Annotated in this window: 18 protein-coding genes; 5 read left to right on the top strand and 13 right to left on the bottom strand. The window is 64.7% G+C overall.

Annotated elements, in window-relative coordinates; translation table 11 throughout:
* Window positions 1-119: 119 nt before the first annotated feature.
* Window positions 120-1,496, bottom strand: coding sequence for a signal recognition particle protein (ffh, locus tag MRBLPB4O_RS05345; protein ID WP_016501233.1), 1,377 nt, complete (start codon window positions 1,494-1,496; stop codon window positions 120-122).
* Between the two features lie 313 nt (window positions 1,497-1,809).
* Between ffh and MRBLPB4O_RS05340 the strand changes: the two genes are divergently transcribed.
* The 3 genes from MRBLPB4O_RS05340 to MRBLPB4O_RS05330 all read left to right on the top strand — a co-directional run bounded on the left by MRBLPB4O_RS05340 (window position 1,810) and on the right by MRBLPB4O_RS05330 (window position 5,407).
* Window positions 1,810-2,619: an inner membrane protein YpjD gene (locus MRBLPB4O_RS05340; protein WP_016501234.1), complete on the top strand. Its 810-nt coding sequence runs from the start codon at window positions 1,810-1,812 to the stop codon at window positions 2,617-2,619.
* 9 nt (window positions 2,620-2,628) lie between these two features.
* A complete protein-coding gene (locus MRBLPB4O_RS05335) occupies window positions 2,629-3,834 on the top strand; it encodes a transporter associated domain-containing protein (RefSeq protein ID WP_341797720.1) in 1,206 nt (401 codons plus the stop codon).
* A gap of 274 nt (window positions 3,835-4,108) precedes the next feature.
* The gene (locus MRBLPB4O_RS05330; RefSeq protein ID WP_341797719.1) at window positions 4,109-5,407 is read left to right on the top strand and encodes an MFS transporter; all 1,299 of its coding nucleotides are present in this window, start codon (window positions 4,109-4,111) and stop codon (window positions 5,405-5,407) included.
* A 124-nt stretch (window positions 5,408-5,531) separates the two neighbouring features.
* Here MRBLPB4O_RS05330 and purT read toward each other — a convergent pair whose 3' ends face one another.
* From purT to MRBLPB4O_RS05305, 5 genes are all read right to left on the bottom strand, one after another.
* A complete protein-coding gene (purT, locus tag MRBLPB4O_RS05325; RefSeq protein ID WP_016501237.1) occupies window positions 5,532-6,713 on the bottom strand; it encodes a formate-dependent phosphoribosylglycinamide formyltransferase in 1,182 nt (393 codons plus the stop codon).
* A 76-nt stretch (window positions 6,714-6,789) separates the two neighbouring features.
* Window positions 6,790-7,257, bottom strand: a complete 468-nt coding sequence (locus MRBLPB4O_RS05320) for a VUT family protein (protein WP_010952556.1) — start codon at window positions 7,255-7,257, stop codon at window positions 6,790-6,792.
* A 64-nt stretch (window positions 7,258-7,321) separates the two neighbouring features.
* Entirely contained in the window at window positions 7,322-7,519 is a 198-nt protein-coding gene (locus MRBLPB4O_RS05315) for a DUF1289 domain-containing protein (RefSeq protein ID WP_341797718.1), read from the bottom strand.
* Window positions 7,509-8,033: a gamma carbonic anhydrase family protein gene (locus MRBLPB4O_RS05310; RefSeq protein WP_341797717.1), complete on the bottom strand. Its 525-nt coding sequence runs from the start codon at window positions 8,031-8,033 to the stop codon at window positions 7,509-7,511. Before MRBLPB4O_RS05310 ends, MRBLPB4O_RS05315 begins: the two co-directional genes overlap by 11 nt.
* 44 nt (window positions 8,034-8,077) lie before the next feature.
* Complete coding sequence (locus MRBLPB4O_RS05305) at window positions 8,078-8,677, bottom strand: CoA pyrophosphatase (protein ID WP_341797716.1); 600 nt, start codon at window positions 8,675-8,677, stop codon at window positions 8,078-8,080.
* 124 nt (window positions 8,678-8,801) lie between these two features.
* Here MRBLPB4O_RS05305 and MRBLPB4O_RS05300 point away from each other — a divergent pair, with 124 nt between their 5' ends.
* Both MRBLPB4O_RS05300 and MRBLPB4O_RS05295 read left to right on the top strand, forming a co-directional pair.
* Window positions 8,802-9,359, top strand: coding sequence for an NUDIX hydrolase (locus tag MRBLPB4O_RS05300; protein ID WP_016501241.1), 558 nt, complete (start codon window positions 8,802-8,804; stop codon window positions 9,357-9,359).
* A gap of 25 nt (window positions 9,360-9,384) precedes the next feature.
* Window positions 9,385-9,939, top strand: coding sequence for a L,D-transpeptidase family protein (locus MRBLPB4O_RS05295; protein WP_016501242.1), 555 nt, complete (start codon window positions 9,385-9,387; stop codon window positions 9,937-9,939).
* A gap of 159 nt (window positions 9,940-10,098) precedes the next feature.
* Here the strand turns inward: MRBLPB4O_RS05295 and gspN are convergent, their stop codons facing one another.
* The 7 genes from gspN to gspG all read right to left on the bottom strand — a co-directional run bounded on the left by gspN (window position 10,099) and on the right by gspG (window position 14,198).
* Window positions 10,099-10,758 (bottom strand): type II secretion system protein N, encoded by a 660-nt coding sequence (gspN, locus tag MRBLPB4O_RS05290; protein ID WP_341797715.1) that lies wholly within the window; start codon window positions 10,756-10,758, stop codon window positions 10,099-10,101.
* Window positions 10,755-11,141, bottom strand: a complete 387-nt coding sequence (gspM, locus tag MRBLPB4O_RS05285) for a type II secretion system protein GspM (protein ID WP_341797714.1) — start codon at window positions 11,139-11,141, stop codon at window positions 10,755-10,757. The genes gspN and gspM overlap by 4 nt, the downstream gene beginning before the upstream one ends.
* Window positions 11,138-12,214 carry a type II secretion system protein GspL gene (gene gspL / locus MRBLPB4O_RS05280; protein WP_341797713.1) on the bottom strand — a complete coding sequence of 359 codons (1,077 nt, stop codon included), beginning with the start codon at window positions 12,212-12,214 and terminating at the stop codon, window positions 11,138-11,140. The genes gspM and gspL overlap by 4 nt, the downstream gene beginning before the upstream one ends.
* Window positions 12,211-12,801, bottom strand: coding sequence for a prepilin-type N-terminal cleavage/methylation domain-containing protein (locus tag MRBLPB4O_RS05275; protein ID WP_049275605.1), 591 nt, complete (start codon window positions 12,799-12,801; stop codon window positions 12,211-12,213). The genes gspL and MRBLPB4O_RS05275 overlap by 4 nt, the downstream gene beginning before the upstream one ends.
* A gap of 157 nt (window positions 12,802-12,958) precedes the next feature.
* Window positions 12,959-13,327: a type II secretion system protein GspI gene (locus tag MRBLPB4O_RS05270; protein WP_341797712.1), complete on the bottom strand. Its 369-nt coding sequence runs from the start codon at window positions 13,325-13,327 to the stop codon at window positions 12,959-12,961.
* Entirely contained in the window at window positions 13,324-13,761 is a 438-nt protein-coding gene (gene gspH, locus MRBLPB4O_RS05265; protein WP_341797711.1) for a type II secretion system minor pseudopilin GspH, read from the bottom strand. Before gspH ends, MRBLPB4O_RS05270 begins: the two co-directional genes overlap by 4 nt.
* A 2-nt stretch (window positions 13,762-13,763) precedes the next feature.
* Window positions 13,764-14,198 (bottom strand): type II secretion system major pseudopilin GspG, encoded by a 435-nt coding sequence (gspG, locus tag MRBLPB4O_RS05260; protein WP_341797710.1) that lies wholly within the window; start codon window positions 14,196-14,198, stop codon window positions 13,764-13,766.
* Between the last annotated feature and the right edge of the window lie 11 nt (window positions 14,199-14,209).

The raw sequence follows: 14,209 nt of genomic DNA, 5'->3' as shown, positions 1-14,209 counted from the left end.
CAAATAAAACGGCCAGCCTGCTGATCTGCTATTAAGCCGCCTCATCATAGGGGCGGCGGTGTTCCCGCCGAAGCGGGTTCCGGTCAGTGGCGGGGTTGCCGCCACTGGCCTGAATCTGTTTACAGCTTGGGCATGCCGCCGCCGGGCATCATGCCGCCAAGGCCGCGCATCATCTTGGCCATGCCGCCTTTGGCAGAAAATTTCTTCATCATCTTCTGCATTTGCTTGTGCTGCTTGATCAGCCGGCCGATGTCCTGCACCTGGGTGCCGGAGCCAAGGGCGATACGGCGCTTGCGCGAACCGCTGATCAGGTCAGGGTCGCGGCGCTCGGCCGGGGTCATTGAGTTGATGATCGCTTCCATCTGCTTGAACTGCTTCTCGGCCGCGCCCTGGGCATTGCCCATCTGCGACAGGTTGACCCCGCCGATGCTCGGCAGCTTGTCCATCAGGCCGCCCAGGCCGCCCATGTTCTTCATCTGTTGCAGCTGGTCGCGGAAGTCTTCGAGGTCGAAGCCCTTGCCCTTCTTCAGCTTCTTGGCCAGCTTGTCGGCCTTGGCCTTGTCGATGGTCTGCTCGGCCTGCTCGATCAGGCTGAGCACGTCGCCCATGCCGAGGATGCGCGAAGCGACGCGGTCGGGGTGGAACGGCTCGAGGGCCTCGGTCTTCTCACCCATACCGATGAACTTGATCGGCTTGCCAGTGATGGCACGCACCGACAGTGCAGCACCGCCACGGGCGTCACCGTCAACCTTGGTGAGGACCACGCCGGTCAGCGGCAGGGCCTCGCCAAAGGCCTTGGCAGTGTTGGCGGCGTCCTGGCCGGTCATGGCGTCGACCACGAACAGGGTCTCGATCGGCTTGACCGCAGCGTGCAGCGCCTTGATCTCGTCCATCATGTCGGCGTCGATGTGCAGACGGCCGGCGGTGTCGACGATGACCACATCGATGAACTTCAGCTTGGCTTCGCGGATGGCCGCTTCGGCAATGGCCACAGGCTTCTGGCTGATGTCGGACGGGAAGAAGGTGACGCCGATGTCGTTGGCCAGGGTTTCCAGCTGCTTGATCGCCGCCGGGCGGTAGACGTCAGCGGATACCACCATCACGGTCTTTTTCTTGCGCTCTTTAAGGAAGCGCGCCAGCTTGCCGGCGGTGGTGGTCTTACCCGCGCCCTGCAGGCCGGCCATCAGTACCACGGCAGGCGGTGCGGCATTGAGCGCGAGGTCTTCGTTGGCCGCGCCCATCAGGCTTTCCAGCTCGGCCTGGACGATCTTCACGAACGCCTGGCCCGGGGTCAGGCTGCGCGACACTTCGGTGCCGACCGCACGTTCCTTGACGCTATTGACGAAATCCTTGACCACCGGCAGGGCAACGTCGGCCTCGAGCAGGGCCATGCGCACTTCGCGCAGCGTGTCCTTGATGTTGTCTTCGGTCAGCTTGGCCTTGCCGGTGACATGGCGCAGCGTCTGTGACAGGCGGTCGGTCAGGTTTTCGAACATGGTGATCCTTTCAGGCCCAGTAAAAGCCGAGGTTTGTCAGGCACCCTGGGGGAAATACACACCCGCCGGGCACAGCAAGGCGGCGATTATAGCGAAGTGCGGCGGCGGCGCACACCTTGGGAGATATTCGGTGGCTGCACTGCCCCCTTCGCGGGCATGCCCGCTCCCACAGGATTTCAACCCTGTTGCGGACCTGCGCCTTACCTGTGGGAGCGGGCGAGCCCGCGAATGCCCTGACGCAAGCCTTCAGTCTTCCTTGATCAGCGGAATCTATGCCAAACTCCGTCTCTTTAAGGCTCGCCAACCAGGACTTATGGTCTCCTCTCCCAGCCTCATCCCCAACCTGATCGCTGCCGGCCTATATATAGCGGCGGCCATCTACCAGGGCTCGCACCTGGCCCAGGGCCGCAAGTCCGACAAGCGCCTGCTCGCCCTGCTGGGTACCTTCGCGGTGCTCGCCCAGGCCGGTGCGCTGTACTTCCAGCTGATCACCCCGCTGGGCCTGAGCCTGGACTTCTTCAGCGCCGCCAGCCTGATCGCCGTGGCCGTCATCGGCCTGACCCTGCTGGCCTGCCTGCGCATACCGGTCGAAAACCTGCTGGTGTTGCTGTTCCCGCTGGGCGCGGTGACGGCGCTGCTGGCGCAGTTCGCGCCGCCTGGCACCGTGCCGCTGATCAACGAAGAGCCCGGCATCCTCGCGCATATCCTGCTGTCGATCCTGGCGTACGGGCTGTTCACCATCGCGGTGTTCCAGTCGCTGCTGCTGCTGCTGCAGGACCGCCAGCTGAAGAACAAGCACCCCTCCGGGCTGATTCGCAACTTCCCGCCCCTGCAAACCATGGAAAGCCTGCTGTTCGGCTTCCTCTGGGCCGGCTGGTGCCTGCTGTCGCTGTCGCTGATCTCCGGCTGGCTGTTCCTCGACAACCTGTTTGCCCAGCACCTGGTACACAAGACCTTGCTGGCCTGTGTCGCCTGGGTGGTTTTCAGCGTACTGCTGTGGGGCCGCACCCGCCTGGGCTGGCGTGGTCACAAGGCCATCCGCTGGACGCTGGCCGGTTTCTGCCTGCTGATGCTGGCCTATTTCGGCAGCAAGCTGGTTCGCGAATTCATCCTGCATATCTGACGGCCGCTCATGGACACACTGCCGTACGCACCGCTACTCGGCACCCTGGCACTGGCGCTGCTGTGGTCGGCGCTGTTCACCACGGTGGATGCCGCCCGCCTGCTGCTCAATGGCTCGCTGCGCACCCTTGATGACGGCCAGCCCTTGCTCCCGGCCCAGGCACTGGTGCTGTGCGCCAGTTTGGGCAAGCTGCTGGTGCTGGGCCTCGCCTGCCTGATAGGCCAGCGCCATAGCGGCGAGCACGGCTTCTGGCTGGCAGGGCTGGCCGCCACCCTCACATTGCTGGTGTTTGCCGAGTACGTGCCGCGGCGCCTGGCCCGGCGTAACCCGCACGCCTGCGTCAGCCTCGGTAGCAGCCTGCTTAAAGTGCCCCTCGCCCTCCTGCAGCCGCTGGCCTGCCTGCTGGACGGTTTCGCCAAGCTGCTCCTGCGCCCGTTCCGCGTGCAGCCTACGGCCGTGGCCCTGCACCCGCAGGAAGCCGATGATTTCGACGAAGACGAGGAGCACGAACCACCTCGCCATGGCCTGCTCGACGGCCTGCAGTCGCTGGACAAAATCACCGTCAACGACATCCTGGTACCGCGCAACGAAGTGGACGGCATCAACCTCGACGAGCCGATCGAGCGCATCATCGAGCAGTTGATCGTCAGCCGCCACACCCGCCTGCCGGTCTACCACAACGACATCAATCAGGTAGAAGCAATCCTCAACACCAAGCTGATCAGCCACCTGCTGCCCAAGGGCGACCTGACCCTGGAGGCACTGCACGGTGCCTGCTACGAACCCTATTTCGTGCCAGAAAGCACGCCCCTGCAAATGCAGCTGCTGAACTTCCACAAGCAGCAGCGCCGGCTGGGTGTGGTAGTGGACGAGTACGGCGAGGTGCAGGGCATCGTCACCCTGGAAGACATCCTCGAAGAGATCGTTGGCGAGTTCGAGGACGAACAGAGCCTGGAAAACCCCCACGTACACCCGCAGCCCGATGGCACCTTCGTCATCGACGGCAACGCCTCGCTGCGCGAAATCAACCGCACCCTGGGCTGGCACCTGCCCTGCGACGGCGGGCCGAAAACCCTCAACGGGCTGGTTACCGAAGCACTGGAAAGCATCCCGGAAAGTGCCGTTTGCCTGAAGATCGGCCGCTATCGCCTGGAAATCCTCGAAACAGAGGACAATTGTGCCAGTAAGGTACTGGTGTGGACCGTGACCCGATAGCTATACTCGGGTCACGCTTACCCAGCCCCGCCGTCACGCCTGCTACCCGCACCCGGCGTTCCACGGCCAGTCCGCTCCACTGACACGCCCCGCGGTCCTGCTTCAACACCCCGAACAGTGCCCGCCCCGCCCCTATCCCCCCTGGGCTATCGTCAGTCGGGCGCACACAACAACAAAACGCTCCGGCGTCCGCGCAACCGTGCCTGCCCTTTCGCTCAGCACACCGCGCGGGCCATGCCCATGGAGCCGGACCAGACTGTTAGGGACCTACTTAATGACAAGCAGCACCTACGCCGAAGCGCCTGCCGCGCCGGTCAACTCGCCCGCGCGGGTAGCCACTGCCAGCTTCATCGGCACCGCCATCGAGTTCTACGACTTCTACGTGTACGCCACTGCTGCTGCCCTGGTGATCGGCCCGGTATTCTTCCCATCCGGGTCGGGCACCGCGCAAATGCTGGCAGCCTTCCTCACCTTCGGCATCGCCTTCCTCGCTCGCCCGCTGGGTTCGGCGTTGTTCGGCCACTTTGGCGACCGTATCGGCCGCAAATCGACCCTGGTTGCCTCGCTGCTGCTGATGGGTGTCTCCACCACCGCCATCGGCGTTTTGCCGGGCTATGACAGCATTGGCGTGTGGGCGCCGATCATCCTGTGCCTGCTGCGCTTTGGCCAAGGCCTGGGCCTGGGCGGTGAATGGGGTGGCGCGGCGCTGCTGGCTACCGAGAACGCCCCCGAAGGCAAGCGCGCCTGGTTCGGCATGTTCCCCCAGTTGGGCCCTTCGATCGGCTTTTTGGCCGCCAACGGCCTGTTCCTGAGCCTGGCCCTGACGCTCAGCGACGAGCAGTTCCGTGAATGGGGCTGGCGTATTCCGTTCCTGCTCAGTGCGGCGCTGGTGCTGGTGGGCCTGTATGTGCGCCTGAAACTTGAAGAAAGCCCGGTCTTCGCCAAAGCTGTCGCCCGCCACGAGCGGGTGAAAATGCCAGTGGTCGAGCTGTTTTCCAGCTACTGGCTGCCCACCCTGCTGGGCGCTGCGGCGATGGTGGTGTGCTACGCGCTGTTCTATATCTCCACGGTGTTCTCGCTGAGCTACGGCGTGACCACGTTGGGCTACAGCCGCGAGACGTTCCTGGGCCTGCTGTGCTTCGCGGTGGTGTTCATGGCCCTGGCCACGCCGCTGTCGGCCTGGCTCAGCGACCGTTACGGGCGCAAGCCGGTGCTGATCGTCGGCGGCCTGCTGGCCGTAGCTTCGGGCTTTGCCATGGAGCCACTGCTGACTTCGGGATCGACGACGGGTGTGGCGCTGTTCCTGGCCATCGAGCTGTTCCTGATGGGTGTGACCTTTGCGCCGATGGGGGCACTGCTGCCCGAGCTGTTCCCGACTCACGTGCGTTATACCGGGGCTTCGGCGGCGTATAACCTGGGCGGGATCGTCGGGGCCTCGGCGGCACCGTTCTTTGCCCAGAAGCTGGTGAGCATGGGCGGGTTGAGCTGGGTGGGGGGCTATGTGTCGGCTGCGGCGGTGATCAGCCTGATTGCGGTGCTGTGCCTGAAAGAGACCCGTAATACCGAGCTGTAAGCAATGGGGGCCGCGTTGCGCCCCATTCGCAGCACAAGGCTGCTCCTACAGGGACGTGCGTTGCCGTTGTAGGAGCAGCCTTGTGCTGCGAATGGGCCGCAACGCGGCCCCCTGCGGTTTCGAATCAGAACTCGACCTTTACCGCCTGCGAAGCGCGGGTCGCCTTGGCCCGCGCCAACTCGACCGACTCATCACGCGCCAGGCACACGCCCATGCGGCGGGTGCCGTTGATTTCCGGCTTGCCGAACAGGCGAATGGCGGTATCCGGTTCGCTCAGCGCTGCGCCCAGGTTGGCGAAGCTGGTCTGCTGCGACTGCCCTTCTGGCAGGATCACCGCCGAGGCCGACGGGCCAAACTGGCGCACCACCGGAATCGGCAGGCCGAGAATGGCACGGGCATGCAGGGCGAACTGCGACAGGTCCTGGGAAATCAGGGTGACCAGGCCGGTGTCATGCGGGCGCGGCGACACTTCGCTGAACCACACCTGGTCGCCCTTCACGAACAGTTCCACGCCAAACAGGCCACGACCGCCCAGGGCATCGGTAACAGCCTTGGCCACGCGCTGCGACTCGGCCAGCGCTTTCGGGCTCATGGCCTGCGGCTGCCACGACTCCTGATAGTCGCCCTTTTCCTGGCGGTGGCCAACCGGCTCCAGGAAGGTGGTACCGCCGACGTGGCGCACGGTCAGCAGGGTGATTTCGTATTCAAAGTCGATAAAGCCCTCGACGATCACCCGGCCCTTGCCGGCGCGGCCGCCTTCCTGGGCGTAGTCCCACGACTTCTGCAGGTCGGCGTCGCTGCGCAGCAGGCTCTGGCCTTTGCCAGACGAACTCATCACCGGCTTGACCACGCATGGGTAACCGACATCGGCCACGGCCTTGGCGTAGTCTTCATAGGTGTCGGCGAAGTGATACGGCGAGGTTGGCAGGTCCAGCTCTTCGGCGGCCAGACGGCGGATGCCTTCACGGTTCATGGTCAGCTGCGTGGCGCGGGCTGTCGGCACCACGTTGAAACCTTCGTTTTCCAGCTCGACCAGGGTGGCGGTGGCGATGGCTTCGATTTCCGGGACGATATAATGCGGCTTCTCGGCCTCGATCACCGCGCGCAGGGCAACGCCATCGAGCATGTTGACCACGTGGCTGCGGTGCGCCACTTGCATGGCCGGGGCATTGGCGTAGCGGTCGACGGCGATCACTTCGACGCCCAGGCGCTGCAGCTCGATCACCACTTCCTTGCCCAACTCGCCACAGCCGCACAGCAGTACACGGGTCGCGGTGGGCGACAAGGGGGTTCCGATACGGGTCATTTCAGGTCCTCGAAGGCGTCCGGGGCCGCGCCAGGCTATGCGCCGCCCGCTGAAAAAGGACCGCTATTCTACACCATCAACCGGCGACGGCAGCCCGTCGGGCGCGAAATGCCATGGCCAGCCACACGGCAGTGACACCGGCGAACTTCGACGCCATGGCGGTGCCGATCACTGCCGGGGTCAGGGCGCCGATCATGCCGAAAAAGATGAAGGTATCCACCGGGATGCTCAGCGCCGAGCTCAGCCACAGGCGGTCGCGCAACGGCCGGCGGGTGATGCTGAACACCAGCCAGTCGATCAGCTCGGAAATGAAGAACGCGGTGGCGCTGGCCAGGGCGATGGCCGGTTCCGAGGTGACATAGGACAGCACCAGGGCCACCAGCATGGCAACCAGCGCACCATGGCCGAAGCGGGTCTGCACCATGTCGCGCAGGATGAACACCAGGCCGCCCCAGGCGGACCAGATGATGTCCAGGTGCGGCGCGCTGGAAAAGGCGTAGTTGATCAGCACTACGCTGCTGATGTAGGCAATCAGATAGAACATGGCGGGTAGTCTATGGGCAAGCCGTACAGATTACCGCTGGCGCCCTCGACAGGCAACGCCGCTCCTACAGGATGAGGCCGGCCTCTACTGCCCGTTCATGGCACAGCTTCAGCACCGCCCGGCGCTCATCGTTGTCCATCCGCCCCCAGCGGCCAATCTCCGCCACGGTACGCTGGCAGCCCGTGCAGATATCCTGCTCGTCCAGCGCGCAAATGCTTACGCACGGCGAAGCCACCGGCCGCTCTACCACCTTACTCATCATCAACCACCAGCTCCTGCGCATAACGCTGGGCATTTTGCACGTAATGCGCGGCACTGGCTTCAAGCATGCGCTTCTGCTGCTCGGTCAATTCACGTACGACCTTGCCGGGCGAGCCGACCACCAGCGAACCGTCGGGGATTTCCTTGCCCTCGGCGATCAGTGCATTGGCGCCGATGATGCAGTGCTTGCCAATGCGCGCGCCATTGAGGATCACGGCATTGATACCGACCAGGCTGTAGTCGCCCACCGTGCAGCCATGCAGCATGGCGTTGTGACCAACGGTGACGCCCTTGCCCAGGGTCAGCGGCGAGCCCATGTCGGTGTGCATCACCGTGCCATCCTGCACGTTGCTGCCTTCGCCGATATCGATCAGCTCGTTATCCCCGCGCAGCACCGCGCCAAACCACACACTGGCATTGGCCTGCAGGCGCACGTTGCCGATCAGCGTGGCGTTGGGTGCGGCCCAACTGGTGGGGTGGCTTTCGACCCGCAGGTCGCCCAGGCGGTATTTCATGCATGCTCCTCAGGCTGGAACGCAGACGGCGGGGCAGGCCCCGCTCAGTTTTCGATATAACGCTCAGGGGGCTGGTGCAGGCTGATGCCGGCATCGAACAGCACGTTGACCAGTTCGACGATCATGATCGCCGACAACCCCCAGATCTTGTATTCGCCATAGCGGTAGCTGGGCACGTACCAGCTGCGCCCCTGATAATCGATACGGTGGGTATGATCACGCGGGTCCTGGCGGAAGAATTCCAGCGGCACGGTGAATACTGCCGCGATTTCGGCATCGTTGGCGCGGTATTCGACGAAGTCGGGAATAAGCCCGACGAATGGCGTCACTTTAAGGCCATGCAGCGAAATCAGCGGGCTCAGCGGGCCTATCACCTCCACCAGCCCAGGGGGCAGGCCGATTTCTTCTTCGGCTTCACGCAGGGCGGTAAACACCAGGTCCGGGTCTTCCGGGTCGCGTCGGCCACCGGGAAAGGCCACTTCGCCACCATGGGTGGACAGGCCCTGAGCGCGCAGGGTCAGGACCAGTTCGGGCGCTTCGCTGCGGGTGATGGGCAAAAGGACCGCCGCTTCGGGGAACCGCCGGTCGGTTTCCAGTGATGCGGGTTGGTGATTGCTCATTCGGCGAAGTAGCTCGTCCAGCATTGCGCACGCTCGTATCCAAGGCCTGCCTTGCATGATGCACCAAAGCCGCGAAGCACCCAAGCCCCCGCGCTTGCGGCGGCCCTGCCGGCGCGCCAAGATAGCCTTGAACAAAAGGGAACCCCACATGAAATTCTGCAGCGCGTGCGGCCAGCCGGTCACTCAGCGGATTCCCGAAGGCGATAGCCGCCTGCGGTATGTCTGCGAGTCTTGCCAGACCATCCATTACCAGAACCCCAACATCGTCGCCGGCGTGCTACCGACCTGGGGCAGCCAGGTGCTGCTGTGCCGGCGTGCCATCGAACCACGCCGCGGCTTCTGGACCCTGCCCGCCGGCTTCATGGAGAACGGCGAAACCCTCGACCAGGCCGCCCGTCGCGAAACCGTCGAGGAAGCCTGCGCCCGAGTCGGGCCGATGAGCCTGTACCAGCTGTTCGATTTGCCGCACATCGACCAGGTGCATGTGTTCTTCCGCGCTGAGCTGGCAGACCTGGCGTTTGATGTGGGTGTCGAAAGCCTGGAAGTGCGGTTGTTCGAGCAACATGAGATACCGTGGGGCGAGCTGGCTTTCCGCACCGTCACACGCACACTAGAATGCTACTATCGCGACCGCATCGGGCAGCACTACCCCATAGGCCATGAGTACCTGCCGCCGATGAACGTCTCGACCTCGACCTCTACTTAGAAGAAGCCTTCAGGGATACCGTTACATGCGCTGGTTGCTTGCCCTTTTCTGCCTTTGCGTTACCTCGGTGTCCCAGGCGGCTTTCACCGAGACCATCATTCGCAAGCCCGTGCCGGCAGCGCAAACGCCATCGCCTTCACAGCAGGCGATGCAACCGCTGATCGACAAGGTGCTGGTGATCAAGTCCGAGCGTCGCCTGCAACTGATCAGCCGCGGCGAGCCGCTGAAAACCTACCGTATTTCCCTGGGCAAGCAACCAAAGGGCGCCAAGGAACGCGAAGGCGACAAGAAAACCCCCGAAGGCCTGTACTGGCTGGACTGGCGCAAGCAGAGCGACCGCTTCAACCTGGCCATGCACATCAACTATCCGAACGTGAGCGATGCCGCCCGCGCCACCCGCGAAGGGGTGAGTGCCGGCAGCATGATCATGATTCACGGCACGCCGATCAACGACGAGTACCCGGAGTGGTATTTCCACACCCTGGACTGGACCGATGGCTGCATTGCCATGCGTAACCGTGACATGCAGGAAGTCTGGGAACTGGTGCGCGATGGCACGCTGATCGAAATCCGGCCCTGAAGAGAAACACAGTCTCATGTAGGAGCAGCCTTGTGCTGCGAAGAGGCCATTGCAGACGAAGATGATCTTTAGCCATACGGGCCTCTTCGCGGCACAAGGCTGCTCCTACAAGGTGAGGCGGTAGCCGGCGTGATGATGAAAGACAGTTGCGCCCACAGCTTACCAGCGTAAATCGCGTTGTCCTGCCAGCGCCTGCGGCCCCAGCCACTGCGCGCCCCGCAGCAAGGGCGTCAACGCCGCCTCCGGCTGCAGCTCGAACCCCACCTGGGCCCGCCGCCCTGGCAGGTCAGCATCCACGAACAGCTCATGTTGCCCCTGCTGCGCCAGTTGCCCCCGCAGGCGCCAGCCACTGCGGCAGTCCATTTCCAGCCAGCCCTGCCCCAGGCCCAGTGACCACGGTTCGCTGAGCGCCAGGTCGCTCACCGTTACACGGCCCTCGCTGCCCAGGCATTGGCGCCCTGCCCCCTGCATGCGGACTGCGCCCTGCCACAGCCCGGCCAGGCGGTAATCCGTGGCCACCGTCGCCTGGGCGCCCATCGCCGTTGCCTCCAGCCGCCAGCGCCACGGCCAGCCTTCGGCGCGCAACTGCCAGGCCTGCCCCTGGAACCCCAACTGCGCAGTCGCCTGCAAGCGCCAAGGCTGCACCGACCAGCGCAGGGGCCCCACTGGCCCCAACTGTTGTGCCTGTCCCTGCCACAGGCTGCCGCTGGCCTCACGCACTGGCAGCCCAGCCCCGCGAGCGACCCAGGCGGCGGGCAGCTCAACGAGCACGGTCAGGCCGAAAACCAGCAGGACCCACGCCACACCTTTACGGCTCATGGCTGCACCACCACGTCGAAGCGCAACGCCTTGCCATCCTGTTCCAGCCCCCATTGCAGCGGCGTTGCGCCCTCTTCATGCAGGGACTGCAACCAGCCCTGCAGCACCCGCTCATCGGCCACCTGGCCACGCAGTTGCCAGGTCTTGCCTTGCGCATCGACCTCGGCCAGTACGACCCGTCGCGCTTCAGCCGACTGCTTCAGACGCTCCAGGCTCAAGCGCTGGCCGCCATGCAGGCTTGCGGCTTGTTCTGCCAGCCCCTGCCACTGGCTGAGCTCGCGCCATTGCGCGAGGCCCTCGCGCAGGGCCAGAAAGGTCAGCAACACGGCGATCAGCAGCCAGGCGACCTTCAGCCGATGACGCTGTATCCAGTCCCGGCTCATGTTGCTACTCCCAGGTCAAAGACCACTTCGCCACCTTGTATCTGTACGGCAGCACCGGCGGCGTTGGCCATGTCCTGCCAGGGTGGCGCGGCGCCGTCGCCCTCTAACCGCAGGTGCCAGCGCTGGCCATCGAAGCGCACCGCTTGCAAGCGCCAGCCAGGGTGATCCTGCAGCCAGGCCTGCAAGGCTGCCTGCAGGTCTTCGAGCTGGCGGGTGCGTACTTGCTGTTGAAGCTCGCTTTCCCGCAGGCGTTTGAGCGCCTGCGCGGCGTGCCGTGGGCTGGCCTGCTTACCCGTCACGGCAAACACCTGGGCGCGCCAGAGTTGTGCCTGACGCCACTGCTGGTTCAACCACAGCCCACCCCAGACTGCCGCCAGTACCAGGCAGGCGGCCAACAGGCGTTGCTGCGGGCGTGAAACGATGGGCAACGAAGGTACCTTGCGAGCGCGCTCGAACAGGCCGGGCATCGCGTCAAGCGGTGCCAGCGTGCTTGGCCAGTCGCCACTCAGTGGCACGCTTTGCATGTGTGCCCAGGGTTGCCGCGGCGCTTCACCCAGTGCTTGCGGCCATGCCAGCCAATGCTCCTGCTCGTCCTCGGCCAGCCCTTTGTACAAGGACATGCCGGGCGTTCGCTGCCAATGCCAGGCACTGCCTGCCTCAGGCCTGGGCAGCAACTGCAACTCCGCCCAGCAACGTTCTACCTGCAAGCCCCATACGCCACACTGTCCGCGCCAGTCGTCCAGTTGCTGACGCGCCACCACCAGCAAGCGAAGGTGGCCGGGCTGGCGGGCCAGGCAGGCGCAGTCCACCTCGTGCGGCGGTTGCAGCAAGCGGTCTTCGAGCAACAACGGCCACTCCTCACGCTTGAGCCCGGGTGGGGCAGGCACGTGGAAGACGCTACAGGCCTCGGCAGGCAGAACAAGGGCAACCCGGGCTTGCAGGTTTGCCGGTGGCTCACCCTGCCCCTGGCTTTGCACGATGCCGCCCTCGGCCAGCGCCCAGTGCCAGACAACACCCGGGCGCAGCAACAACCACGGTTGAGCAGGTGCGCGCTGTCGCCATTCAAATTTCATGAGCGCCCCCACGGGAGGGCGAAGGTGCAGACATAGGGTGCTCCATCACGCTGCAGTTCCAGACGCACACCACGGCCGGGGTGCGCAGGTTGGTCAGAAGGCCAGGCCAGCCACTGGCCGCCCTGGTAATAAAGGACGTTCATGGCGCCAACCCGGTCGAGCCGCTCACGCTGGACCCAGCGCGGCGTGGCGGCGGCGTACAGGTCGACCGAGCTTTCCAGCAGCAGGCGCTGCTCACGGGCCTCGAAGCGCAGCCGCTGGCGTTGCAGCCGCGAGCCACCTTCGGCTTCCGGCAGGCCGGTGGTGGCGACCCACTGTAATTGGTTGCTTGCCGGTTGCCAGTCCAGCCAGCGGCTGGCCAGGGGTAGGCGCTGGTCGTAGACGCGGCGCAGCACCGGGCTGTCGAAACGCCGCTCAAGGGCCAGGCAGAAATCCAGCACCGAGGTTTCTTGGGTGGTCACTTGCAGGCGTTCGCGCACTTTCATCCAGCCATTGACCAACGCAGCGAGCATGATGCCGAGCAGGACTGTCAGGGCCAGGGCCACCATCAGTTCGATCAGGGTCAGGCCTGCCTGGCGGCGCTTCATGTATTGATGCTCGGGTTCAATGCCTGCCCAGAACCTTTGCAGGAGCAGCCTTGTGCTGCGAAGAGGCCGGAATGACTGGCAGATTTGCTGTGGCCACACTGGCCACTTCGCAGCACAAGGCTGCTCCTACCGGGTCCGCGGAGTGGTGGGGAGCTTTTCATGGGCGTTCCAGAAACACGGTGTACTGGCCCAGCGGCAGGCGCTGGTCGCGGTCGGCGTACAGTTGCAGTTCGCCACGGCGCAGGTCACGCACGCCGGTGCGGCGCAGTTGCAGTTGCCAATGACACGGCAGGCCACCCTGGCTCAGTTCACCCTTCACTTGATTGGCAGAAGGCCAGAATTGCTCGACGGCGAAACGTGTTTGCAGTTCACGAGCACACAACAGGCCAAGGCGGTGTTGTTGCAGGTTATCTTGTACGGCCAGGCGCTGACGCAGGACCTGGCTGGTGATCACCGCCAACACGGCGGCAATCGCCAAGGCCACAGTGACCTCCAGCAAGGTGAAGCCACGCTGACGTTGCTTCATGGCGCAACCGCCACCTGCAAGCGGCCATCGCGGCCCCACGCCCATTGCTGGCTGCCATCGGCCCAGCGCCAGCGCACGCTGCCCGGCTGTGCCCAGCCGTGCGGGGTGAACAGCAAGTGGGGCTGCGGGCTGGCGGGCCAGTCCGGGTGCAGGCCCTTGGGCCAGTCGCCAAGCCCGACCGCCTCGACCACCCAGGCATTGCCCTCACGCCGCACGAACTCCGGGCGCTGCCCATTCCAGCGCAGCCCACGCAGTTGCCCCGCATGCCGGGCCAGCGCCGCCTGGGCCCGGGTTTCGCTGGCAAGGCGTTGCAGGGCCTGATCGACAGGCGCTTGACCGCTGCCGAGCCCGGCCACTGCCAGCCCCGTCATCAGGCCGGCGATGGCCAGCACCACCAGCAGCTCGATCAGGCTGAAGCCCCGCTGACGGCTCACCCTTACAGCGCCCAGTTACCCAGGTCGGCATCCTGGCCTTCACCGCCCGGCTGGCCATCGGCACCCAGCGAATACACATCCACCCGGCCATGCTCACCGGGCATGCGGTACTGGTACGGGGTGCCCCATGGGTCTTCCGGCAGGCGGCGCACATAGCCGTCACTGCGCCAGGCCCGCGGCTGCGGTTCCTGGCTCGGCTTTTTCACCAGCGCGGCCAGGCCCTGTTCAGTGCTGGGAAAGCGCAGGTTGTCCAGGCGGTACATGTCCAGCGCCTGCTCCAGGGTGGCCAGGTCGGCCATCACCTTCTGCTTCATGGCCTTGTCCTGGTTGCCCAGCACGCTGGGCGCGACCACGGCGATCAGCAGGCCGATGATGAAGATCACCACCATGATTTCCATGAGGGTGAAACCGCGCTGGCGGTTACGTCGATGCTGCATGGCAGTACTCC

The sequence above is a fragment of the Pseudomonas sp. LPB4.O genome (assembly GCF_038383825.1).
Taxonomy (GTDB): Bacteria; Pseudomonadota; Gammaproteobacteria; order Pseudomonadales; family Pseudomonadaceae; genus Aquipseudomonas; species Aquipseudomonas putida.
This window is presented reverse-complemented; position numbering and strand designations above follow the sequence as displayed.

Bases quoted from the DNA above. Each gene is read 5' to 3' on its own strand.
- ffh (WP_016501233.1), bottom strand. From the start codon at position 1,496: ATGTTCGAAAACCTGACCGACCGCCTGTCACAGACGCTGCGCCATGTC.
- MRBLPB4O_RS05340 (WP_016501234.1), top strand. From the start codon at position 1,810: ATGGTCTCCTCTCCCAGCCTCATCCCCAACCTGATCGCTGCCGGCCTA.
- MRBLPB4O_RS05335 (WP_341797720.1), top strand. From the start codon at position 2,629: ATGGACACACTGCCGTACGCACCGCTACTCGGCACCCTGGCACTGGCG.
- MRBLPB4O_RS05330 (WP_341797719.1), top strand. From the start codon at position 4,109: ATGACAAGCAGCACCTACGCCGAAGCGCCTGCCGCGCCGGTCAACTCG.
- purT (WP_016501237.1), bottom strand. From the start codon at position 6,713: ATGACCCGTATCGGAACCCCCTTGTCGCCCACCGCGACCCGTGTACTG.
- MRBLPB4O_RS05320 (WP_010952556.1), bottom strand. From the start codon at position 7,257: ATGTTCTATCTGATTGCCTACATCAGCAGCGTAGTGCTGATCAACTAC.
- MRBLPB4O_RS05315 (WP_341797718.1), bottom strand. From the start codon at position 7,519: ATGATGAGTAAGGTGGTAGAGCGGCCGGTGGCTTCGCCGTGCGTAAGC.
- MRBLPB4O_RS05310 (WP_341797717.1), bottom strand. From the start codon at position 8,033: ATGAAATACCGCCTGGGCGACCTGCGGGTCGAAAGCCACCCCACCAGT.
- MRBLPB4O_RS05305 (WP_341797716.1), bottom strand. From the start codon at position 8,677: ATGCTGGACGAGCTACTTCGCCGAATGAGCAATCACCAACCCGCATCA.
- MRBLPB4O_RS05300 (WP_016501241.1), top strand. From the start codon at position 8,802: ATGAAATTCTGCAGCGCGTGCGGCCAGCCGGTCACTCAGCGGATTCCC.
- MRBLPB4O_RS05295 (WP_016501242.1), top strand. From the start codon at position 9,385: ATGCGCTGGTTGCTTGCCCTTTTCTGCCTTTGCGTTACCTCGGTGTCC.
- gspN (WP_341797715.1), bottom strand. From the start codon at position 10,758: ATGAGCCGTAAAGGTGTGGCGTGGGTCCTGCTGGTTTTCGGCCTGACC.
- gspM (WP_341797714.1), bottom strand. From the start codon at position 11,141: ATGAGCCGGGACTGGATACAGCGTCATCGGCTGAAGGTCGCCTGGCTG.
- gspL (WP_341797713.1), bottom strand. From the start codon at position 12,214: ATGAAATTTGAATGGCGACAGCGCGCACCTGCTCAACCGTGGTTGTTG.
- MRBLPB4O_RS05275 (WP_049275605.1), bottom strand. From the start codon at position 12,801: ATGAAGCGCCGCCAGGCAGGCCTGACCCTGATCGAACTGATGGTGGCC.
- MRBLPB4O_RS05270 (WP_341797712.1), bottom strand. From the start codon at position 13,327: ATGAAGCAACGTCAGCGTGGCTTCACCTTGCTGGAGGTCACTGTGGCC.
- gspG (WP_341797710.1), bottom strand. From the start codon at position 14,198: ATGCAGCATCGACGTAACCGCCAGCGCGGTTTCACCCTCATGGAAATC.